Raw genomic sequence first — 22,065 nt, forward strand, 5'->3', positions numbered from 1 at the left:
ACGTTGAACTCTTTTCCGCTGCCGGCGCTGGCGCGGTACACAAGTACGTAACATCATGGCCACGTCAGAGTGCATAACCAGCTTTTACAGCAATAACATCAAGATGAACGGAGTATTGAGGCTCGATCAGGCCACGATCGTGCTAGTCGAAGACGACCCGCAAAACAGGGAATCGTTGAAAATTCTGCTCGAATCAGAAGGGGCCAATGTCATCGCCGTGGCGGATGCCGAAGAGGGCGTCGAAGCCGCCATTCGGGTGCTGCCCGATGCCGTCGTCTGCGATCTGGACCTGCCCGCGATGGACGGCTTCTATCTGATCCAGCGTTTGCGGGATCACGAGATTCGCGGCGATCACGCGCCTTGCGTCGCAGTGGCCGTGACGGGCCATACCGATGAAGCCTATCGGCTGCGCAGCATCGGCGAGGGATTCCAGCACTTCATGACGAAGCCCGCGCCGCCCGATGCGCTGGTGACGCTGCTGCGCGACGCGATTGGTGCGCGCGCCGCCGGCCTGACCTGACGTTCGAACTGCGGCGCCTCGTCTGACGAAGACGGGTGGGTTCAGCTGCCGGCGGCTTGCGCGGCCTGGCATGCCGAGCACAGCCCTTTCAGCTCGATTCCGTCTCCGGCGAGCCGGTAGCCCGCGTTTTCGATTTGCGCGACGAGCGCCTCGCGCAGCGCGGGCTGATGCAGTTCCGTGACATTGCCGCACTGCTGGCAGACGACGAGAATGCCGTGCTGACATTGCGTCAGGTCGTGACAAACGGCGAACGCGTTGATCGATTCGATCTTGTGCACGAGCCCCGCGGACAGCAGGAAATCGAGCGCGCGATACACCGTGGGCGGCGCGGAGCCGGGGTGGATATGGCGCATGTCGTCGAGCAGCGAATAGGCCTTGGTCGCGCGGCCCGATGTCAACAGAAGTTCCAGCACCTTGCGGCGGATCGGCGTGAGCTTCTCGCCGCGCTCCCGGCAGTATTCCTCCGCCAGCGCGAGTGCCGCCTCTGCGGACGCCTGCGTACCCTGCAAATGCCCGGCATGCTCGTGACGCGGATCGTGCGGATGCGCGTGGTCCGCGCGATGTTCGTCGTGCTGCGGACGATGCGCTGGATTCGATGCGCCTGCCGTTGCGGAAGCAGCAGCGGCAGCCGTTGGCTTGGCGTTTTTCATCCGCTGATTATAAGGTTGAACGCAGCAGTTGAACCCTGCAGTCGAACCCAAGCCGCCGTCGCCGCTCTGCATGCGCGGCGGTCAGCGGCTCGCACGATTGATCGGTCGCGTCAGTCGAGCTTCGCGTCGAACCCGCGCCTGACACCAGGACGTTCGAACAGCGTGCCGTACCAGCGCTTGACGTTCGGGTAGTCGGCGAGATCGACCTTGTGGCGCTCGTGCCGCCACGCCCAGCCGAGGATCGCGAAGTCCGCGACGGACAACTCGCCCGCCACATATTCCGTCTTGCCCAGCCGCTTATCTAGCACCGCATAGAGCCTTCGCGTCTCGGCCGAAAAGCGCTTGAGTCCATAGCGCTTGTCGTCCTCGGAAGCGAGAGCCGCGAAGTGATGCACCTGTCCCGGCATCGGGCCGAAGCCGCCCATCTGCCACATCAGCCATTCGAGCACGGGCACGCGCTCGCGCAGGCTCTCCGGCAGGAACTTGCCCGTCTTCTCGCCGAGGTACAGCAGGATCGCGCCCGATTCGAACACGCTGATCGGCTGGCCATCCGGTCCGTCGGGATCGACGATCGCGGGAATCTTGTTGTTCGGGCTGATCGCGAGAAAGTCGGGATCGAACTGCTCGTCCTGCGTGATGTTGATCGGCTTGACGACGTACGGCAGTTCCATTTCCTCGAGCGCGACGCTGACCTTGCGGCCATTCGGCGTGCCCCATGCATAGAGCGTGATCGTCATGAGTTCAGGTCAGATCGAAGTCGACGTATTTCTTGAAGCCCGGGCGCGTCGCGAGCCGCTGATACCAGCGTTCGAGATTCGGCGTCGACGGACGCTCGACGCCCGGCAACCCGAACCAGCGCTTCGCATACGCGCCCAGCACGATGTCCGCGAGCGTGAAGTGATCGCCTTCGATGTGAAAGCGCCCTTGCAGGTGCACGTCGACCAGCTTCCACAGCTTCGCGACGCTGTCGATGTCGGCGGCGAGCTTCGCGTCGTCGCGCTCCGCCTCGGGCGTGCGCACGATGGTCCAGAACACGGGGCGCTCGGCAGGCTGCAGCGTGGACAATGACCAGTCGAGCCAGCGGTCGATGCTCGCACGCGCTTTGGGCTCCGTGGGATACAGCAGGCTCGACGCACCGTACTGCATCGCCAGATAGCGCAGGATCGAGTTCGATTCCCACAGCACGTAATCGCCGTCGACGAGCGTCGGAATCTTGCCCGTCGGGTTCATCGCGAGGTAGTCGGGTTCGTCGTTGCGGCCGAATTGCAGGCCGGCGTCGATGCGGTTGTAAGGCACGACGAGTTCGTCGCACACCCACAAGACTTTCTGGACATTGACCGAGTTGGCGCGTCCCCAGACTGTAATCATCCGGTAATCCTCTTTGATTCGTCTTCAGTGGCAAGCCGCGCGTCGTGCGCGGCGTTCAACCAGTAACGATACACGATGCGGGTTTTTCTTTCCGGGCGCCGCCTGTTCGTATGCACGCGTTGCGTACAATGAGCGCACCCAACATGACGAGGCATCGCATGGCCCGCATTGTCCCCGACGACTGGAAGAGTCTCGCCGCCACGGGCGCCGCCGCGCGCGAGCGCGAAACGCTGGCGCTCCTCGAAGAAGCGCTGCCGCGCGACTACACCGTCTATCACGGCCTGCACTGGACGCGCTTGCACGAAGGCTTCTCCGTGTTCGGCGAGGCCGATTTCGTGATCGTCAGCCCGTCGGGGCGCGTGATGATCGTCGAGCAGAAGACGGGCTTTTTGCGCGAGACGCCGAAAGGGCTCGTCAAGGTCTACATGCAGACCGAGCGCAACGTGGCGATCGCGCTCGCGCGCACGATCGAGGGGCTGCACCGGCGCTTCACGGCCGCTTTCGGCGCGGGCACGTATTTCATCGAAGAGGTGCTGTATTGCCCGGACCACATCGTCAGGGATGCGGCGATTGCGGGCGTGAACCCGGCGCGCATCGTCGATGCGAACCGCAAGGACAAGCTCATTGGCATCATTCTCGACGCGCTGCCCGCCGACGAGCCGCGTCTCGCGTGCGCATCGAAGATCCACCACTTTCTCGCCGACGAACTCGCGCTCACGCCCGACGCGAGCGCGCTCGTCGGCCAGGCGGGCACGCTCGTCACGCGGCTCGCGGGCGGGCTTGCCACATGGGCGCGGCGGCTCGAATTCACGCCGTTCCGGCTGCGCGTGATCGGCACGGCGGGCTCCGGCAAGACGCAGCTTGCCGTGCAGGTCATGAACGATGCCGTCGCGCGCGGCGAGCGGCCGCTGTACGTGTGCTTCAACCGGCCGCTCGCGGACCATATCGCGCGTGTCGCGCCGCCCGAGGCGAAGGTCGCGAACTATCACCAGTTATGCGATTGGGTCGTGCGGGAAAACGGCGAGGCGCCCGATTTCCAGAGCAACGACGTATTCGATAAGCTCGAAAGCGCGTTTGCCGCCACGCCGATCGACGCGCGCTGGCAATACGACGTGCTGATCGTCGACGAGGGCCAGGATTTCCAGCAGCCGTGGGTGCCCGCGCTCGAACGGCTGCTGAAGCCGGGCGGCGCCTGGTGGTGGCTCGAAGATCCGCTGCAGAACCTGTACATGCGCGAGAGCGTCGCGCTGCCTGGCTGGACGGTGCTGCGCGAGTCGACCAACTATCGCAGTCCGCGTGACATCCTCGACTATCTGCGCGACGTGGTCGGCGCGACGGTGCCGCTTGCGGGCGCGCTTGCGGCGGGCAGTCCGTTCGACGGCTCGGACATCCTGCTGTCGACCTACGATGAAGCGCAGACGCCCGAAAGCTGCATCGATGCGACCAAGCGCGCGATCACGCAGGCACTCGCGCTCGGCTTTCGCAAGCAGGACATCGCGGTGCTGTCGTTTCGCGGACGCGAGGGCTCGGTGCTCTGGCCGCTCGATCAGCTCGGCCCGCACCGGCTGCGCAGCTTCACGGGCAAGTACGATCTGTTCGGCAACCCGGCGTATCGCGACGGCGACGTGCTGCTCGACTCGATTTACCGCTTCAAGGGACAGTCGGCGCCGTGCGTGATCCTGAGCGAAGTCGATTTCGACGAGTTCGACGAGCGCAATGCGCGCAAGCTCTTCGTCGGCGCGACGCGCGCGACGATGAAGCTGATCGTCGTCGCTTCACAGCGCGCCGCGCGGCACTTGCAGCTGGGTGAACCGAAGGATCAGGCGGCGGCGTAGCGCGCCACGGGACGGGCGCGGCCGGGCAGCTTTGCTTCTTTGAAAGCTTCGAAGGCGTCAGAGCTCAGCGCCACGCCGACGCGCTGATCAGCGTGCCCTTGCGCGCGAGCGCATCCCACCAGATCACGCGCAAAAGCGGCGCCTGCTTCGCGATGAAGAGCGCCTGCACGGCATCGCTTTCGATGAAGTGCGTGACGCCGCAGCGCAGCGCGGCCTGCGCCTTGTGCGCGGCGGCGCCTGCGGGCGTTTCGTCGTGCATGTCCGGCGCGCGCATCACCAGCTCCAGATGGCCGAAGCCGTGCCGCTCCAGCCACGCGCGGGTGCGGTTCAGATCGACGTGCGGCCGGCCCGTGATCACCGCGTGCACCTTCTCCAGATCGACGTCGGGCAGGATCTCGAACGGCAGCAGCGCGTCGCGTTCGTTCAACGCGGCGGACAGGTCTTCGTCATAGCGCGACAGCGGCACGTCGGGCAAAAGGATGCCGTCCAGATCGATTGCGTACGTCGCGTACTCGTGGTCTTGCGCCATTTTCTCGGCGGAACCCGCCTCGACCTTCAGCCAGTCCTCGCGGTAATCGTCCGTGTAGGCCTGGCGCTCCCACGGGAAGAGCGCGAAGAAACCCGACGCGTCGTTCGCATAGTCCGGGCGAATGCGGCTGATTTCGTCGAACGCGCCCGTCAGCGTCTTGACGATCAGACCGTGCTGTTCGAGGAACGCGATGCAGTCGACCAGCGTGAAACCGCGTCCCGCGATGTCCTCGCACAACAGCACCTTGGAGCCCGGCGGCGGCAGCGGCTGCGCCGAGTCCCACGTGACATGGCGCGCGCGGCGGTCGTAGCTGAGAAACGCGACGGGCACGCCGATCGCATGCGAAGCCATTAACGCAAGTGGCGCACCGCCCCGTAAGATGCCGACAGCGGCCGCGAAGCGCTCTTCGAGCAGGGCGGGCTGCAGCGAATCGATCCAGTGGTCGAGCTGTTCGTAGGTCAACGGTAGAACCGGCTTTTTCATGACGGCTTGCGGTTTGTGTTGGGCCGGATGGACGCGCGTCGGCGAAACGGCTTTTTTGAGATTGAGCCGATATTATGCACGCCGTGTAAAGATTCTGTGTCGTGGCATCCGACCGCGCTGTCGTTATCGTCTGACGGCGATGTCAGGCACAATGCGAGCCACGGCTGGGAAAAAGACGCACAACAAGACACACAAGACCACACGAAAGGGACCAAAAGTGCAGAACAACAAATACGGATGGTTGCGCGCGCTCGCACTCGTGCCTGTGCTGGCGCTCGCGTTCGTCGCGCCGGACGCGCCTGCCGCGCCGATGACGACGACGCTCGAACTCGACGTGAAAGGCAAGATCGCGAAGACCAGCGACCCCGACCATTCCGTGTTCCATTTTTCGGAGGCGCAGATTCTCGCGCTGCCGACGCACACGATTACGACTTCGACGACATGGACGGCAAAATCGACCTTCACGGGGCCGCTGCTCGCGGATATTCTCAAGACAGTGGGCGCGTACGGCGACGAGATCGAAATCCACACGCTCGATGACTACACGTACACCGTTCCTGTGTCCGATACGAGCCGCTATGGCGTGATCGTCGCGTACAGCATGAATGGCAAGCGCCTCCAGGTCAGCGACTTCGGCCCGCTGTTTCTCATCTACCCGCGCGACCAATTCCCCGGCGAGCTGGCGGGAGGGGCAGCGGACGCAAAATTCGTATGGCAGATCAAGGCACTCATCGTCAAATAGGACGGCGCCCGCTGCGCCGCGTCGTACTCGTTGTCATCTGGATCGCCGCGCTCGCGGCGCCGACCACGGCGATCACCTATCTGCTCTATTCGGCTCTGCTCAATCCCCGCGAGACCCAGCAGGTCACGGGCACCTACGACGGGTTCTACTGGGACGCCGCGCAGCTCCAGATCGCCTATGCGCGGCTCGAAAGCCAGCTGTTGCTGTACCAGACGGGCGTCGACAGCGATTATCGGCGGCTCACACTGCATTTCCAGGTGCTGCAATCGAAGTTGCGCGTGATGGCGGGTTCGACTCAGCGCCTCGCCGCGCAGGCGGAGGCCGTCCAGCGTCAGCAGGAGGAGATCGCGCGTCTGTCCGAGATGCTCGTCGCGATGCAGCCCATGCTCGATGCGCTGCCGAATTCGCCGACGCTTGCCTCGCAGATGGTCGAAGAACTGCGCCAGCACTGGAAGGAAGTGAACGCCCTCGCGCTGAGCCGCCGTTTCGTCGACGTGCAGGATCGCGAGGCGATGAACTCCGACTTCATCGCGAAGCGCCGGATGTTGTTCGCGGGCGGGCTCGTGCTGCTGTTGCTGTCGGCGGCGGCGACCGTGCTGCTCGTGATGAACGGACGGCGCCGCACGAACCTGATCGTGCAGCAGCGCGCCGCGCTCGACGCCGAGCATCAGGCGAGCCGCGCCGCGCGCGAAGCGAGCCTCGCGAAGGACGCGTTTCTCGGCATGATCAGCCACGAGTTGCGCACGCCGCTGCACGCGATCGTGTCGTCGATCGAGCTGCTCGGCTTCAACTTTCACACGGAGGCCGATCGCAAGGTGATCCAGCGCCTCGAGACGGCCGCGCGCCATCTCGAGGCGCAGATGAAGGACCTGACCGACTACGCGCGTCTGGGCGCCGGCAAGCTCGAGTTGCGCCATGAGCATTTCGATCCGCGCGAGCTGCTGGCGTCCGTCGTCGACGAGCACGAGACGGCCGCACGCGCAAAGGGGCTGGCGTTCGAAGGCAGCGCGAGCGGGCGCACGGGTCTCGTCGATTCCGACCCGCATCGCATCCGGCAGATCGTCAACAACCTCGTGACCAACGCGATCCGCTACACGGAGCGCGGCAACGTCACGCTGCATTTCGAGCAGCACGCGGGCGCGCTTGTCATCGTCGTCACCGATACGGGACCGGGCGTGCCCGACACGCAGATTCCGCTGATCTTCAAGGAGTTCACGCAGCTCGACGCATCCCGCACGCGGCGCTTCGAAGGGGCGGGCATGGGGCTCGCGATCGTGCAGGGGCTCGTCGCGCTGTTCAACGGGACGATCGGCGTCGAAAGCGAAGTGGGCAAGGGCACGCGCTTCACGGTGACGATCCCCGTCGCGTCCGTCGAGGCTCCCGCAGTTCCGGCGGCCGCGCCGCACGAGGCGCACGGCGACGGCCGCCCGCAGGTGCTGATCGTCGACGACAACCAGCTGATCCGCGAATCGCTGTGCGAAATGCTCGAGCACATGGAATGCGACGCGGCCGCCGTCGCCAACGCCGACGACGCGCACGTGTGGCTGGCATCGAGGCGCTGCGATCTCGTGCTGCTCGATCTGCACATGCCGGACAAGGATGGCTACGCGTTCATGGCCGAGTACGCCGCGACGAAGGACGCGGCGGCGCGCACGCCCGTGATCGCCGTGAGCGCGTATGCGCCGGACGGACCGACACGCCTGGGCGACGCGCCGTTCTTCGACAGCCTGAGCAAGCCCGTTCACTACGAAGTGCTGCGCGACGCCGTGCAGCGCGCGCTGGCGGCGCGGCACGGGGCGTCGGTGGAAGGGTGACGCGGGCTGGGCAGGCTGGATCGTCCCGTCCCGGCAACCCTGGCGCTGCGCTTAAGCCCGGCTCAGTCGCTTCGACAGATCGGCGACGAGTATCGCCATGCGCGCGGGTTTCTCATAGCAGGCCACGTCGTAGTTGCGCACGATGTCGCTGATTTCCGATTCGCTTGCCTTGCCCGTCAGCAGTTCGCCCGTCAGCACGAAGATCGGCGCGTCCGGGTTTTCCGATGCGCGCACCGCGCGGATCGCTTCCGCCGACGTCTGCGGGCCGAACAGCCAGTCGATCACGACGCCGTCGAACACCTGCGTCTGCAGCGTTTCGGCGAACGCGGTGAGGCCGTAGATCGCCACGGCTGCAAAGCCGCTGCGCTCCAGGTAGTCGCGCAGGTTGTCGGCGGACGCCTGGTCGTCGTCGACGACGGCGATCAGCGGCTTGTCCGTTTCGGCGCGGCGCGGATAGATCTCGATCTTGTGGACTTCGTGCGCGTTCTGATAGAGCGCGCCGTCGTAGCGCACGACGCGCCACTGGTCGAGCTTCGACCACGCGATGAATTCCGGCCGGCTGCCCGCTTCGATCGGCGCGCCGATCCATGCGGTGCACGCGAGCTCGATCGAGCCGATCGCGAACACCGCCTCCTGCGCGGTGGCGCCGACCATGCCGGGGTCGAGCGTCTGCGCGCCGAACAGTTGCGCGGCCGGCTCGCCGAAGACCTCGGCGACCTTCTTGATCTGCGAGAGCGTCCAGGGGCTGTTGCCGCGCAGCTTGCGGTGGCCCTGCGAAAAACTCAAATCGAGGATGCGGCAAAGCTCGCTGGTCTGCTGACGCTTGCCGATGCCGTGACGGCTCATCAATTCGCGCACGCGTTCGGCGACGGCGAGCGAGTCGGTTGAGGTGGCTTCGTTGGACATGCGCGAAGTTTCTGTCTGTCAGTATGAATCGTTGTTTATGACGAAGCGTCGTTTCGACGGCGCGTAGCGCGGGTCTCCCAGACGCGCCGGATGGGCGCGCCCCCTAGCGGGACAGCCAATGTACCGCAAAACGCGCGGCGCGCCTGGTATCGCGCCGCGCCCGCATGGCCGCGTGCCGCTCCTGGCCGTGAAAACGGCCCATTCTGTTAAATTCGATTGCCCGCGCGGATCAGCACAGCTTCGCTCGTTGCCTGGCCTTTCTATTTTAGCGGCGAAAACGTATGCGTAACGCATCGTCTCGGGTGTCGATGGTCTTTCGCCGATGCGGACGGCGCGTGTTGCCGGCGCGCAAAAGACGGTGCGCAGCGGATCGCTTTATGACCGGCATTGCGGCATCCGCGCGGGCCTGAGAAGATGCAGACCCTCGACACCGCCACGCTGCGCAACCCGCTTTCCGATGACGACGACCTATCCGCTGCACGCGAACCTGAGTCCGGCCGACGCGCCGTTTCCCGATCGGGCCGATGTTGTCATCGCGGGCGCGGGCATCATGGGTTGCGCGGCCGCGTACTACCTCGCGCAGCGCGGCGTGAAGGCTGTCGTGCTCGACAAGTCGCGCATCGCGGGCCAGCAGTCGACGCGCGCGTGGGGCTTCGTGCGCCAGCAGGGCCGCGAGGCCGCCGAAGTGCCCCTGATGATGGCGGGCATGCGCATCTGGGAACAGCTCGAACACGAGCTGAACTTCGATCTCGAATGGCGGCAGGGCGGTTGTCTCTACGTCGCGGACAACGAAGAGGACTGGGCATCGTTCCAGCAATGGATGGATGTCGCGAAGCGGTACGGGCTCGACACGCGCGTGCTCGACCGCGCGCAGATCGACCAGCATGTGCGTGGCATGCACGGCGCGGCGTTGGGCGGCCTGTACACGGCTAGCGACGGCCAGGCCGAGCCGCGCCGCGCGGCGGCCGCGTTTGCCGCGCGCGCGGTCGAGGCGGGCGCGCGCTTCTTCGAGGGCTGCGGCGTGATCGGCATCGAACGGGCGGCGGGCGCGGTGACGGGCGTCGCCACGGAGCGCGGGACGATCCGCACGCGGCATGTGATCTGCGCGGCGGGTGCGAGCAGCTGGCGGCTGCTGGACACGCTCGGCATCGCGTTGCCGCAACAGGCCGTGCGCGGCACCTGCATGCGCACGAATCCGTTGCCTGCCGTCACGGCGTCGGCGTTCTGGGGGCATGGCCTAGGCATCCGTCAGCGCGCGAACGGCGCGATCAATCTCGCCGACGACATGCAGGTCGACGTCGACATGACGTTCGGCCATTTCCGCGCGCTGAAGTGGTTCCTGCCGGAGCTATGGACGCAGCGCGAGAAGTTCAGCTTCCATCTGAACGGCGCATTCGTGCGCGACGTGCTCGACCGTATGCCGGGCGTCGTGCCCGCCGACGAGCGCGTGCTGCATCCGCGTGACCCGAATCCGCAGCCGAACCGCGCGCACGCGCCGCGCGCATTGCAGAAGCTGCGCACGCTCTTTCCGGCGTTGAAGGATGCGCAGGTGGTCGAGTCGTGGGCGGGGCTGATCGACGTGCTGCCCGACGGCATTCCCGTGCTCGACGCGCCCTCGCAGACGCCGGGTCTGCTGATCGCCACCGGCTTCTGCGGACATGGTTTCGCGATGGGACCGATCGCCGGCCGGCTTATGGCCGAGTGGATCGACGACGGCAAGCCTTCGCTGGATCTCGCTGCGTTCCGCTTGCGGCGGTTTTTCGATGGGACGATGCAGCGGCCGCGGAGCATGTTGTGACCTGTGTTTTTTGATGTCTGCGACGCTGATTGTTTTTTAGCTTGCCGCTGGCATCCGCGCATGTGCCTCGCGGCGCAGGCGTTGCCCCTGTGCGGGGCGGCACTCACTTTCTTTGCCGCCGCAAAGAAAGTAAGCAAAGAAAGCGGGCTCACGCCGCCAGTGCTTGACATTTACCCACGGGCTCTCAGCGTCCCCGTGTTTCTTACGGCAGGGTGCTCGCTGATGTTCGTTGCCAGCGCACTACTTAATCGCCTCACCTGCTTCATGCGCCCGTGCCACGATCGAGGGTATCGAACGTTTCAGCGCCCCATTTCGGTTGTGAACGAAGTTGCTGTGCCGCACAGGGCAACGCCCGCACTGTATTGGCGTATCCAGTAGCGAGGGTGTCCTCCTGTGCGGCGCGAACACCTACACACAGTTTGCCGCAAAGGGGCGCTGGGACCTACGATGTCGCGAGCCGTAGTTCGGGTGCACGATGCAGGTGAGGCGATTAAGTAGTGCGTTGGCAACGAACATGGACCAGCATGCTGCGGTGTGACGGATGGGGACGTTGAGAGCCCGTGGGTAATCGTCAAGCACTGGCGGTGTGAGCGGCTTTCTTCTGCCTACTCTTCTTTGCCGCGGCAAAGAAGAGTAGGTGCCGCCCCGCACAGGGGCAACGCCCGCGCCGCGAGGCGCCTCGCGGATGCCAGCGACAAGCAAAAAAACAATCAGCGTCGCAGACAAAACCCTACTTCGGCGCAATATCGCGCCTCACCCTCAAGATGTGCTGCTCGACATAGAAAGCAGCCGCATCCGCATCGCCGTTGATGATCGCCTCGTAAATCAGCCGATGCTCCGACACATACAGCCGGATGCGCCCCGGATCATGAATGCCGTCGTCCTTCAGGCGCTTCCACAGCGGCTGGTCCATTGCCTGCGCGACTTCGTCGGCGATCTTCACGAGCAGCGCGTCGCCCGTCATCACGGCCAGTTGCCGGTGGAACAGACGGTCGCTGTCGTTCCAGAGCGCGCGCTGCACCGCGTCCGACACGTCGTCGATCGAATCCATCTGCGCGAGGTAATGCTCCGCGAGTTCGTCGCGTTGCGCATGCGCGGCCGCGCGGCGCGCGATCGCCGGTTCGAGGATCAGGCGCACGTCAAGCGCGGAAGTGGGGCTGATATCGGCGTCGCCCGGCGCGCGATCGTCCGCGCGTGCCGCCGACAGGCGCTGTAACGCGTCCGCGCACACATAGGTGCCGGAGTTGCGCCGCGTCACCACGAGTCCTTCGTTCTGCAGCGCGCCCAGCGCCTCGCGCACGGCGGGCCGGCCCACGCCGAAGCGCGCGGCGAGATCGCGCTCGGACGGCAGCCGCGCTTCGGGCGCGAACTGTCCGCTGCGGATGTCGGCGCGCATCCGCTCCGCGACCTGCTCGTAAATCTGCTTCGGGCGAAACGCGCGTTCCAGTGCGAATGAAGTCGTGGCCATAGGTGCGTTGCGAGGAATGGACGGCAAGATGACGTAAGCCGAATTCCGACCAGTTTAGCGCGACAATTTTGAAATTGGTTGATGGTCGACCAAAGCTGGTCTACATTCTGGTCCAATATAGCCAATGATGGAGCGAGACGACATGTTCGATATGCAGCCGGCCAGGCCCGTGACGCGAGGCGCGGGCGCATCATGAAACTGAACCGCGTGATCAGCACGGTCGAAGTGCATACGGGCGGCGAGCCGTTTCGCATCGTCACAAGCGGGTTGCCGAAGATGCTTGGCAAGACCATCGTCGAGCGGCGCGCGTGGCTGAAGGAACATGCCGATCATCTGCGCCGCGCGCTGATGCTGGAGCCGCGCGGCCACGCCGACATGTACGGCGGCTATCTGACCGAGCCCGTCACCGAGGGCGCCGACTTCGGCATCATCTTCGTCCACAACGAGGGCTATAGCGATCATTGCGGTCACGGCGTGATCGCGCTCGCGACGACGGCCGTTGCGCTCGGCTGGGTGGAGCGCACGGAGCCGGAAACGCGCGTCGGCATCGATGCGCCGTGCGGCTTCATCGAGGCGTTCGTCAAATGGGACGGCGATCACGCGGGCAGCGTGCGCTTCGTGAACGTGCCGTCGTTCATCTGGCTGCGCGACGTGAGCGTTCAGACGCCGGGCTTCGGCACCGTGTGCGGCGATATCGCATTCGGCGGCGCGTTTTATTTCTACACGTCGGGCGAGCCGTTCGGGCTCGACGTGCGCGAAGAGCAGGTGGACCGCCTGATCCAGTTCGGCGCCGAAGTGAAGCGCGCGGCCAACGAAGCATTCAAGGTCCAGCATCCGCATATTCCCGAGATCAACCACATCTACGGCACGATCGTCGATAACGCGCCGCGTCATGCGGGCTCGACGCAGGCCAACTGCTGCGTGTTCGCCGACCGCGAAGTGGACCGCTCGCCGACGGGCTCGGGCACGGCGGGACGCGTCGCGCAACTGTATCTGCGCGGGCAGTTGGGCAAGGACGAAACGCTCGTCAACGAGTCGATCATCGGCACGGTGTTCCGAGGACGCGTTCTGTCGGAGACGAAGCTCGACCGCTTCGATGCCGTGATTCCCGAGATCGAAGGCGACGCGCATATCTGCGGTTTCGCGAACTGGATCGTCGATGAGCGCGATCCGCTGACTTACGGATTTCTGGTCCGCTGAAAGCACGACTGAAAGCACGACTGAAAGCACGACTGAAAGCACGACTGAAAGCACGACTGAAAGCACGACTGAAAGCACGACTGAAAGCACGACTGAAAGCACGACTGAAAGCACGACTGAAAGCACGACTGAAAGCACGACTGAAAGCACGACTGAATGCGGAACTGAACGCGGAACTGAACGCGGAACTGAACGCGGAACTGAACGCGGAACTGAATGCGGAACTGAACGCGGAACTGAACGCGGAACTGAATGCGGAACTGAATGCGGAACTGAATGCAGAACCGAGCGCAGAACCGAGCGCCGGCCCGAACACAGAACCGAACGCACGACTCAACGTACGAGGAGCACGCCCCGCCATGAGCAGCATGCCGATTTTCGATGCCGCCGAAACGGCCCGCCTGATTCCCTTTCGCGCGCTCGTCGACGCGCTGAAGACGGCCGCCGCCGATTATGCAGCGGGGCGCGTCGCGAGCCCCGAGCGGTTGGTGGTGCCGATGAACGACAACGGCATCATGCTGTCGATGCCGGCCGCCGCGCCCGATCTCGCGATCCACAAGCTCGTCAACGTGTGCCCGCGCAATGGCGAGCGCGCGCTGCCGACGATCCACGGCCAGGTCATGACGTTCGACCCCGACACGGGCAAGACGCTGTTCATTCTCGACGGTCCGACCGTCACGGGACGCCGCACCGCCGCGATGACGATGCTCGGCATCGAGACGCTCTCGCGCGCCGTGCCGAAGGACTTTCTGCTGATCGGCACGGGCACGCAGGCCGCGAGTCATCTGCGGGCGATCGGCGAGCTGTATCCGGATGCGCGCGTGCGCGTGCGGGGCACGTCAGCGGCTCGCGCGCAGGCGTTCTGCGATGCGCAGCGCGGCAGCGTGCGCGATCTTCAACCGCTCGCCGAAACGGCGACGCCCGCTTCCGTCGATGTCGTGATCGCGCTGACGACGAGCCGCCAGGCCGTCTACGACGAGGCGCCGCGCGCGGGGCGGCTCGTGATCGGCGTCGGCGCGTTCACGCCGCAGATGTGCGAGATCGGTGCGCGCACGCTCGCGGGCAGCGCGCTTTACGTCGACGATCTGGCGGGCGCGAAGCACGAGGCGGGCGATTTCATCCAGGCCGGCATCGACTGGTCGACGGTGACGGGCATGGCGGATGCGCTCGAGCGCAAGCCTGCGCTCGACGGGCCAATCGTGTTCAAGACGGTAGGCTGCGCGGCGTGGGATCTGGCAGCGGGACGCGTCGCGCGATCGACGTTGGGCGCGGGCTGAGTGTCCGCAAGCGCGCTCGCGTCTGCGATCGCGGCGCGTGTTTTCGGTTTCGCGAGGGAGAGTGATCCGGCACGAACGAACGTGCGTGTCGTGTCACGACAGCATGCGTGCAAACAATCCGAAAACGTTGCACCATAGTCGTCTCGCGCAAACGCGTCCGGCATAAGCGCTGCCTGAAAGGGTGGCCCGGACGGGCTTGCGTTTCTCCCAGCAGTTCATCTTTCGCGACCGCGCTATGACGACTTCCAACGCCCCTGCCTCGCCGGACCTCCCGCTCGATATGATCATCTTCGGCGGCGCCGGCGACCTCTCAGCCCGCAAGTTGCTGCCCGCGCTTTACATGGCGCATGCGCACGGCAATCTGCCCGCCGAGACGCGCATCCTCGCGATCGGCCGCCGCGAATGGCAGCGCGAAGACTATCTGAAATGGATGGATGAGCAGAGCAGGCCCTTTATCGAGTCGAAGGCGTTCGACTCGGCCTCATGGGACCACTTTCTCGCGCTCTTCGAGTACGTGCGCGTCGACGTCGATCAGGCCGCCGATTACGTGCGTCTCGCCGAAGCGTCGCGCAAGGATGCGCTGCGGGTGTTCTATCTGTCGACGTCGCCGGAACTGTTCACGGCGATCTGCGACAACCTCGCTTCACACGATCTCGTCGACGAGCGCGCGCGCGTCGTGCTCGAAAAGCCGCTCGGCCACGATCTCGAATCCGCGAAGGCAATCAACAACTCGGTTGGCAGGCATTTCGAAGAGCACCAGATTTATCGTATCGATCACTACCTCGGCAAGGAGACGGTGCAGAACCTGATGGTGCTGCGCTTCGGCAATGCGATCTTCGGGCCGCTGTGGCAGGCGCCGTATATCCGCAGCGTGCAGATCACGGTGGCCGAGTCGGTCGGCGTGGGCACGCGCGCGGGCTTCTACGACCATACGGGCGCGATGCGCGACATGGTGCAGAACCACCTGCTGCAACTGCTGTGTATCGTCGCAATGGAGCCGCCCGTTTCGCTCGATGCGGATGCCGTGCGCGACGAGAAGCTGAAGGTGCTGCGCTCGCTGCGTCCGATGACGGCGGAAGACATTGCGCGCGATACGGTGCGCGGCCAGTACACGGCAGGCGCAGTCGGCGGCGAGCCCGTCAAGGGCTATCTGGAAGAAGCGAACGTGCCGCCCGATAGCCGCGCGGAAACCTTCGTCGCGTTGCGCGCGCATATCAACAACTGGCGCTGGGCGAACGTGCCGTTCTATCTGCGCACGGGGAAGCGGATGGCGAAGAAGGTGTCGGAGATCGTCATCGAATTCGCGGACATGCCGTTCTCGATCATGCCGAACAGTCCATGCGGTCCGCGCAATTGCGGCAACCGTCTGGTGATCCAGCTGCAGCCTGCCGAATCGATCCAGTTGCAGATGCTCGCGAAAGAGCCGGGCAGCGGCATGCGCACCTTGCCCGTGAACCTGAATCTCGATCTGGAGCAGGCGTTCACGAGCCGTCGCGCGGAAGCGTATGAGCGTTTGCTGATCGACGTCGTGCGCGGCAGGCTCACGCACTTCATGCGCCGCGATGAACTGGAAGCGGCATGGACGTGGGTCGATCCCATCATCGAAGGCTGGAAGCGCAATGGCGACAAGCCGCGTGGCTACACGGCCGGGACGTTCGGGCCGGGGGCTTCGACGGCGATGATGGCAAGGGAGAATATGGTTTGGTCGGAGGAGACGTGATTCACCTTCCCTTAACCGATGCGAGCGACGCGCTGGATGCGTCGCCTGCATTGTAAGACGGCGATTTAGGAGAAATACGAGCGGACATTAAGGAATGGTCCGCTTTTTGATGCGGTAATGTCGCAGCACTAGTAAGAAAAAGGTTGCGAACAAAATCGACAGTGCAAAGCTGGTTGTCAGTAGTATGGTTATCACCACGTCCATGTCGTCTTCAACCCCAATAGCACCATAAGCGTCAAAGAGCGGCCTTAGCAACTCATATCCAGCGCCACCAAGACAGGACTCGATCAGTCCTGGTACGCGCGAAATAGCAAAAGCGACGGGCCACGTCATAACGATCGCGAGTCCGAGAACTATTAGAAATTTTTTCATTCCACTTCCACTGTGCCGTAGTAGCGGACTGAGGTTCCCGGAATGAACGCCGGTCGCTGTGCTTTTAGATAGGAGCGTAGTGCCTTGAATTCCTCGCGCGAAGGAAGTGTTATACAGCCTTTGCTTTCTCCTGAAAGTCCGACCGGATGCAAACGAAAGTTGCCGCGCTGCACTCCATTTATGAACGTCCAGTCGTCGAGTTTCCCATCGGCGCGATACAACGCGAACCATTCACTCCGCCGTGTATCTGACGCAGCGTCTTTTATTGCATCCCAGAGCCATCCCAAATGTCCACCACTCTCCCGGTCGACAATGTAATAGAGGCCTTTGGGAAGCGGTCCTGACTCTTTCAAAGTCACAGAATCAGGGTTGTCAATAGAATTTCTGTTGCCCGAGAACGCCTGAATGCTGCCGAATCCAGGACATACAAGCGTCGACATTGGCCGTCGGTTCAGATTGAAGGTGCAGGTAACCGGCATAGTCTCCTCGCTCAATCGGAGCGATTCGCTTTGACATCGATGAGCGCGGTCACCGTACCGCCGCTCCCGCCGAGCCTGTTTTGCAAGATGTACTCCTGTTTCATTCTCGCAAACGAGAGCTGCACCTGTTCGAAGCAACTATCTCCAGTGCCGACAGGTTCGACGTGAGAAACGATCACGTCGTACATGGTAATCCGGGCGTATTCGTGAGGTTTGCCTCCAGACTTTCGCATCGTGAGTCTGGCTTCGGAGACGTGTTTGCCCGTAAAGCAATATTTCGCAAGGTTAGGACTTGCACGATCCAGCAAATGCGTAAACTCCAGATTCGATACAGTGGCTTTGCTCGCTCCACCTCCTGAGCCCGAATGCATTGTGGATTGCTGGGTGACTTTCCAGCGCCAGCCGATTACTTCGATTTCGTCTGGATGAAATGCATCCAGCGATTCGCCATCAATGCCATTGATCTTGATGAAAATGTCCTGCGCCATTTCTCTGCTCCGCAGTTGCAATCCGTTTTGCCGTCGCACAGAGGGTGCGGCTAGCGAACCCACACAGGCTCGGGGATTGGGTCAACATTGAGACGGAAATGGAGCTGCTCGAAAATAAGAACGGTCCTAAACAGTACGATATGCGAAATAAACCATGAATTGAGCGATAGGGCCGGTATAGAAGATGTATTCCTAGACTGGACGCTGTTGCATCAGAACAGCCTCAAAACACATCCACTCTCCCCGGAAACGTCTCCTCATACGCCACAGCTGCATCGCCTTCAACAGGCGTTCCGCCGCGTTGCTCTCTGAACATCACCGGGGGCATGCCGAACTCCTTTCGGAACTCGCGTCCCAAATGCGACGCGTCAGAAAACCCGCAACTCGACGCGATATCCGCGACAGTACGATCCGAACTCGTCAGCAGCCACGCAGCCGTTCTCAGGCGAACCTGCTTCGCGAACGCCTGCGGACTCTTGCCCGTCTCCGCCTTGAACAACCGCTCCAACTGACGTGGCGACAGATCCAGCTTGCAAGCCAGTTCCTCGAGCGGCAGTGTGCGCCCGACGTGCTGCTCCATCAGCAGGATCGCGCGCTTGACCTTCGGATGCGTCGCCGGTTCGAGACCCGGCGGATGCGGCTGCGGCGCATTGCCTTTCTGCATTTCGCCGACGAGCAGAATCCGTAGTGCCTTCTGCACCGTCGCCGTCTCGAAGTGCCGCAGCAGAATGGCAGCCGCGACGTCGATCGACGCCCGCCCGCCCGAGCACGTAATTCGTCGGCGGTCGATCACGAACAGCCGGTCCGCGATCAGCGCATCGGAATTGATGGAAGGAAAGCGCTCGACGAAATCCCAGTAGTGAAACCAGCTGACGCAGATCCGGTGCTCGTCCAGCACGCCTGCGCGCATCAGCGCGAACACGCCGGTGCAGATGCCGACCAGCGTCGCATTCGAGCGCGCGGCGTTGCGGATGAACTGCAAGGTCTCGTCGCTGGCCTGCGGCCCCGAATGCAGCAGCCCGCCGACGACGACCACATAGTCGAACGGCTCGGCATCGGCGAACGTTTCCCATGGCGTGATCTGGATGCCGCAACTCGCGCGCACGGGCGCGAGCGATTCGCCGATCACGCTCCACGAGCAGCGCACGGGCTTGCTGTAGTCGCCTTCGTCGGCGGACAGACGCAGCATGTCGACGAAGCCCGAAAAAGCCGTCAGCGTGAAGTTGGGCAACAGGATGATGCCGAAGCGGATGCGCTCTTTGGGCAGCGCATCGATGGAAGTCAGCGGTAGCGAATCAACGATGGTCATGGCGCGATGGCGCAGGAAAACGTCATAAGGTCCGGCAAGCTGAACAAGGGCTGACGACGAAGCAACACGAAACGGCACCCAACACGCACCACAAACATGCAGCACTACAACGCGCGCGCGTGGGGATAACCCTAGCGTCGCCGATCCGGCTTCGCGCCTCTTGTCCTTTTCCGACACCGACTTTCGCGGATGCGAAGCGCGTCGGCTCTCGACAGGCGTGCGATCCGGCGATCCTGCACGCCGCGCCGACTTGCGTTTTTCCGTCGCCGAGTTGCGCAGAAACGCAGCCGGAGCGGGCGCTGGCGTCGCCATCCCACGTCGATGCCGTTTTTGTTCTATCTGCGGATTTTACGCTTTGGTGTACTGGCGTCACTTCGCAATCTTCGCGTTTCCGCCCACTCAACTGAGCAAGGTTTCCATGAACGTCAGCGTTTTCGACCTGTTCAAGATCGGCATCGGCCCATCCAGTTCGCACACCGTCGGTCCGATGATCGCCGCATGCCGCTTCGCTTCGCATATCGAGGACGCGAATCTGCTCGCGTTCGTGCGCCGCGTGAAAATCGAGCTGTACGGCTCGCTCGGCGCGACAGGCAAGGGCCACGGCACCGACAAGGCGGTGCTGCTCGGCCTCGAAGGCCATCTGCCCGACACCATCGACCCCGACCTGATCGAGCCGCGTCTCGCGCAGATCCGCAAGGGCAAGCAGCTGTCGCTGCTCGGCAAGCACGAGATCGGTTTCGAAGAGAGGGAGCACATCGCGTTCTTTCGCCGCCTGATGAGCGGCACGGGCAGCGTCGTGCATCCGAACGGCATGCGCTTCCAGGCCTTCGACGAGAATGGCCAGCTGCTCGTCGAAAAAGAGTATTACTCGGTCGGCGGCGGCTTCGTCGTGAACCGCGAAGGCGATCGCGTGAACGGCGTGCGCGCGGGCGGCGAAGTGCCGTATCCGTTCCGCACTGGCGACGACCTGATGCGCGTATGCCGCGAAAGCGGTCTGTCGGTAGCGCAGGTGACGTTCGCGAACGAATGCGCGTCGCGCTCGCCCGAAGACGTGCGCGAAGGCCTGCTGACCATCTGGCGCACGATGGCCGCTTGCGTCGAGCGCGGCTGCAAGATGCACGGCGAACTGCCTGGCCCGATGAAGGTGAAGCGCCGCGCCGCCGATCTCTCCGTGCAACTGCGCACGCGCTCCGAAGAGTCGCTGCGCGATCCGCTGTCGATGCTCGACTGGGTCAATCTGTACGCGATGGCCGTCAACGAAGAAAACGCCGCGGGCGGCCGCGTCGTCACCGCGCCGACCAATGGCGCGGCCGGTGTGATTCCCGCCGTGCTGCATTACTACGTGAAGTTCGTGCCGGGCTCGAACGAGAACGGCATCGTCGATTTCCTTTTGACGGCGGCTGCCATCGGCATCATCTACAAGGAAACGGCGTCCATTTCCGGCGCGGAAGTGGGCTGCCAGGGCGAAGTGGGCGTCGCGTGCTCGATGGCCGCGGCGGCGCTCGCGGCCGTGATGGGCGGCACGCCGACGCAAGTCGAAAACGCCGCCGAGATCGGCATGGAGCACAACCTCGGCATGACCTGCGATCCCGTCGGCGGCCTCGTGCAGATTCCGTGCATCGAGCGCAACGCGATGGGCGCGATCAAGGCGCTGAACGCTTCGCGCATGGCGCTGAAGGGCGACGGCCAGCACTACGTGACGCTCGACAACGTCATCAAGACGATGCGCGAGACGGGCGCCGACATGAAAACGAAATACAAGGAGACGTCGCGCGGTGGTCTCGCCGTGAACGTCATCGAATGCTAATGGAAACCAGCAAGGCAACGACGAAGGGGTCTGCACGATGAGCCGCTATTCGATATTCAGTCTGTTCCGCAACGGGTTGTCGTATCACGAGAACTGGGAGCGACAGTGGAGGAGCCCGGAACCGAAGAAGGAATACGACGTCGTGATCGTCGGCGGCGGCGGGCATGGTCTTGCGACCGCGTACTACCTCGCGAAGGAACACGGCGTGAAGAACGTCGCGATTCTTGAGAAGGGCTGGATCGGCGGCGGCAATACGGCGCGCAACACGACGATCGTGCGTTCGAACTATCTGTGGGACGAATCGGCGGCGCTGTACGAGAAGGCGATGAAGCTGTGGGAAGGTCTGTCGCAAGACCTCAACTACAACGTGATGTTCAGCCAGCGCGGCGTGATGAACCTCGCGCACACGCTGCAGGACGTGCGCGACACCGAGCGCCGCGTGAATGCGAACCGGCTGAACGGCGTCGATGCCGAGTTCCTCACACCCGAGCAGATCAAGGAAATCGAGCCGACGATCAACCTGAACAGCCGCTATCCGGTGCTTGGCGCATCGATCCAGCGTCGCGCGGGTGTCGCGCGTCACGACGCCGTTGCATGGGGCTTCGCGCGCGGCGCGGACCAGGCGGGCGTCGACATCATCCAGAACTGCCAGGTGACGGGCATTCGCCGCGACGGCGGCCGCGTGACGGGCGTCGATACGGTGAAGGGCTTCATCAAGGCGAAGAAGGTCGCCGTGGTCGCAGCCGGCAACACGACGACGCTCGCCGACATGGCGGGCATCCGTCTGCCGCTCGAAAGCCATCCGTTGCAGGCGCTCGTGTCCGAGCCGATCAAGCCGGTCGTCAATTCGGTGATCATGTCGAACGCGGTGCACGCGTACATCAGCCAGTCCGACAAAGGCGATCTCGTGATCGGCGCGGGCGTCGACCAGTACACGGGCTTTGGCCAGCGCGGCAGCTTCCACATCATCGAAGGCACGCTGCAGGCGATCGTCGAAATGTTCCCGGTGTTCTCGCGTGTGCGGATGAATCGCCAGTGGGGCGGCATCGTCGACGTGTCGCCGGATGCTTGCCCGATCATCAGCAAGACCGACGTGAAGGGCCTGTATTTCAACTGCGGCTGGGGCACGGGCGGCTTCAAGGCGACGCCGGGATCGGGCTGGGTGTTCGCGCACACGATCGCGAACGACGAACCGCATCCGCTGAACGCGCCGTTCTCGCTGGACCGCTTCTATACCGGCCATCTGATCGACGAACACGGCGCTGCTGCCGTGGCCCACTAAACGCACTCACGAGGAGAA

At 63.7% G+C, this 22,065-nt stretch carries 20 protein-coding genes; 10 read left to right on the top strand and 10 right to left on the bottom strand.

Going from position 1 to position 22,065, the window contains the following annotated elements:
• Positions 1-55 precede the first annotated feature (55 nt).
• Complete coding sequence (locus tag GCT13_RS26495; protein ID WP_087732384.1) at positions 56-520, top strand: response regulator; 465 nt, start codon at positions 56-58, stop codon at positions 518-520.
• A 41-nt stretch (positions 521-561) separates the two neighbouring features.
• On the opposite strand, the gene GCT13_RS26500 is transcribed toward GCT13_RS26495, so the two are convergent.
• The 3 genes from GCT13_RS26500 to GCT13_RS26510 all read right to left on the bottom strand — a co-directional run bounded on the left by GCT13_RS26500 (position 562) and on the right by GCT13_RS26510 (position 2,538).
• The gene (locus GCT13_RS26500; protein ID WP_152763196.1) at positions 562-1,170 is read right to left on the bottom strand and encodes a Fur family transcriptional regulator; all 609 of its coding nucleotides are present in this window, start codon (positions 1,168-1,170) and stop codon (positions 562-564) included.
• A gap of 110 nt (positions 1,171-1,280) precedes the next feature.
• Positions 1,281-1,907, bottom strand: a complete 627-nt coding sequence (locus tag GCT13_RS26505; protein WP_152763198.1) for a glutathione S-transferase family protein — start codon at positions 1,905-1,907, stop codon at positions 1,281-1,283.
• Between the two features lie 4 nt (positions 1,908-1,911).
• On the bottom strand, positions 1,912-2,538 hold the full coding sequence (locus GCT13_RS26510; protein WP_152763200.1) for a glutathione S-transferase family protein: 627 nt from the start codon (positions 2,536-2,538) through the stop codon (positions 1,912-1,914).
• Between the two features lie 158 nt (positions 2,539-2,696).
• Here GCT13_RS26510 and GCT13_RS26515 point away from each other — a divergent pair, with 158 nt between their 5' ends.
• Positions 2,697-4,373 (top strand): ATP-binding domain-containing protein, encoded by a 1,677-nt coding sequence (locus GCT13_RS26515; RefSeq protein ID WP_152763202.1) that lies wholly within the window; start codon positions 2,697-2,699, stop codon positions 4,371-4,373.
• A gap of 64 nt (positions 4,374-4,437) precedes the next feature.
• Here the strand turns inward: GCT13_RS26515 and GCT13_RS26520 are convergent, their stop codons facing one another.
• On the bottom strand, positions 4,438-5,385 hold the full coding sequence (locus GCT13_RS26520) for a phosphoribosyltransferase (protein ID WP_152763204.1): 948 nt from the start codon (positions 5,383-5,385) through the stop codon (positions 4,438-4,440).
• Positions 5,386-5,695: 310 nt separating this feature from the next.
• Here GCT13_RS26520 and GCT13_RS26525 point away from each other — a divergent pair, with 310 nt between their 5' ends.
• The gene (locus tag GCT13_RS26525; RefSeq protein ID WP_227747025.1) at positions 5,696-6,127 is read left to right on the top strand and encodes a molybdopterin-dependent oxidoreductase; all 432 of its coding nucleotides are present in this window, start codon (positions 5,696-5,698) and stop codon (positions 6,125-6,127) included.
• Positions 6,097-7,941 (top strand): ATP-binding response regulator, encoded by a 1,845-nt coding sequence (locus tag GCT13_RS26530; RefSeq protein WP_152763214.1) that lies wholly within the window; start codon positions 6,097-6,099, stop codon positions 7,939-7,941. Before GCT13_RS26525 ends, GCT13_RS26530 begins: the two co-directional genes overlap by 31 nt.
• A gap of 51 nt (positions 7,942-7,992) precedes the next feature.
• Here the strand turns inward: GCT13_RS26530 and GCT13_RS26535 are convergent, their stop codons facing one another.
• A complete protein-coding gene (locus GCT13_RS26535; RefSeq protein ID WP_152763216.1) occupies positions 7,993-8,847 on the bottom strand; it encodes a helix-turn-helix domain-containing protein in 855 nt (284 codons plus the stop codon).
• A gap of 457 nt (positions 8,848-9,304) precedes the next feature.
• On the opposite strand from GCT13_RS26535, the gene GCT13_RS26540 reads away from it, so the two are divergent.
• The gene (locus GCT13_RS26540) at positions 9,305-10,645 is read left to right on the top strand and encodes an NAD(P)/FAD-dependent oxidoreductase (protein ID WP_152763218.1); all 1,341 of its coding nucleotides are present in this window, start codon (positions 9,305-9,307) and stop codon (positions 10,643-10,645) included.
• Positions 10,646-11,375: 730 nt separating this feature from the next.
• On the opposite strand, the gene GCT13_RS26545 is transcribed toward GCT13_RS26540, so the two are convergent.
• Complete coding sequence (locus GCT13_RS26545; protein WP_152763220.1) at positions 11,376-12,113, bottom strand: FadR/GntR family transcriptional regulator; 738 nt, start codon at positions 12,111-12,113, stop codon at positions 11,376-11,378.
• A 192-nt stretch (positions 12,114-12,305) separates the two neighbouring features.
• Between GCT13_RS26545 and lhpH the strand changes: the two genes are divergently transcribed.
• The 3 genes from lhpH (at position 12,306) to zwf (ending at position 16,310) form a co-directional block, all read left to right on the top strand.
• Entirely contained in the window at positions 12,306-13,313 is a 1,008-nt protein-coding gene (gene lhpH, locus GCT13_RS26550) for a trans-3-hydroxy-L-proline dehydratase (RefSeq protein WP_152763222.1), read from the top strand.
• 359 nt (positions 13,314-13,672) lie between these two features.
• Positions 13,673-14,590, top strand: a complete 918-nt coding sequence (gene lhpI / locus GCT13_RS26565; protein ID WP_152763224.1) for a bifunctional Delta(1)-pyrroline-2-carboxylate/Delta(1)-piperideine-2-carboxylate reductase — start codon at positions 13,673-13,675, stop codon at positions 14,588-14,590.
• Between the two features lie 235 nt (positions 14,591-14,825).
• Positions 14,826-16,310: a glucose-6-phosphate dehydrogenase gene (gene zwf, locus GCT13_RS26570; protein ID WP_152763226.1), complete on the top strand. Its 1,485-nt coding sequence runs from the start codon at positions 14,826-14,828 to the stop codon at positions 16,308-16,310.
• A gap of 87 nt (positions 16,311-16,397) precedes the next feature.
• Here the strand turns inward: zwf and GCT13_RS26575 are convergent, their stop codons facing one another.
• The 4 genes from GCT13_RS26575 to GCT13_RS26590 form a co-directional block, all read right to left on the bottom strand.
• Positions 16,398-16,682, bottom strand: a complete 285-nt coding sequence (locus tag GCT13_RS26575; RefSeq protein ID WP_152763228.1) for a hypothetical protein — start codon at positions 16,680-16,682, stop codon at positions 16,398-16,400.
• Positions 16,679-17,161 carry a DUF2778 domain-containing protein gene (locus tag GCT13_RS26580; protein WP_152763230.1) on the bottom strand — a complete coding sequence of 161 codons (483 nt, stop codon included), beginning with the start codon at positions 17,159-17,161 and terminating at the stop codon, positions 16,679-16,681. The genes GCT13_RS26575 and GCT13_RS26580 overlap by 4 nt, the downstream gene beginning before the upstream one ends.
• Positions 17,162-17,172: 11 nt before the next feature.
• Complete coding sequence (locus GCT13_RS26585; protein WP_152763231.1) at positions 17,173-17,649, bottom strand: Hcp family type VI secretion system effector; 477 nt, start codon at positions 17,647-17,649, stop codon at positions 17,173-17,175.
• Positions 17,650-17,872: 223 nt separating this feature from the next.
• Positions 17,873-18,958 carry a GlxA family transcriptional regulator gene (locus GCT13_RS26590; protein ID WP_152763232.1) on the bottom strand — a complete coding sequence of 362 codons (1,086 nt, stop codon included), beginning with the start codon at positions 18,956-18,958 and terminating at the stop codon, positions 17,873-17,875.
• 418 nt (positions 18,959-19,376) lie between these two features.
• Here GCT13_RS26590 and GCT13_RS26595 point away from each other — a divergent pair, with 418 nt between their 5' ends.
• Positions 19,377-20,765, top strand: coding sequence for an L-serine ammonia-lyase (locus GCT13_RS26595; RefSeq protein ID WP_152763233.1), 1,389 nt, complete (start codon positions 19,377-19,379; stop codon positions 20,763-20,765).
• Between the two features lie 37 nt (positions 20,766-20,802).
• Entirely contained in the window at positions 20,803-22,047 is a 1,245-nt protein-coding gene (locus tag GCT13_RS26600; RefSeq protein ID WP_087733733.1) for a sarcosine oxidase subunit beta family protein, read from the top strand.
• The last annotated feature ends 18 nt before the right edge of the window (positions 22,048-22,065 follow it).

This window comes from Paraburkholderia franconis, assembly GCF_009362735.1.
GTDB classification, from domain to species: domain Bacteria; phylum Pseudomonadota; class Gammaproteobacteria; order Burkholderiales; family Burkholderiaceae; genus Paraburkholderia; species Paraburkholderia franconis.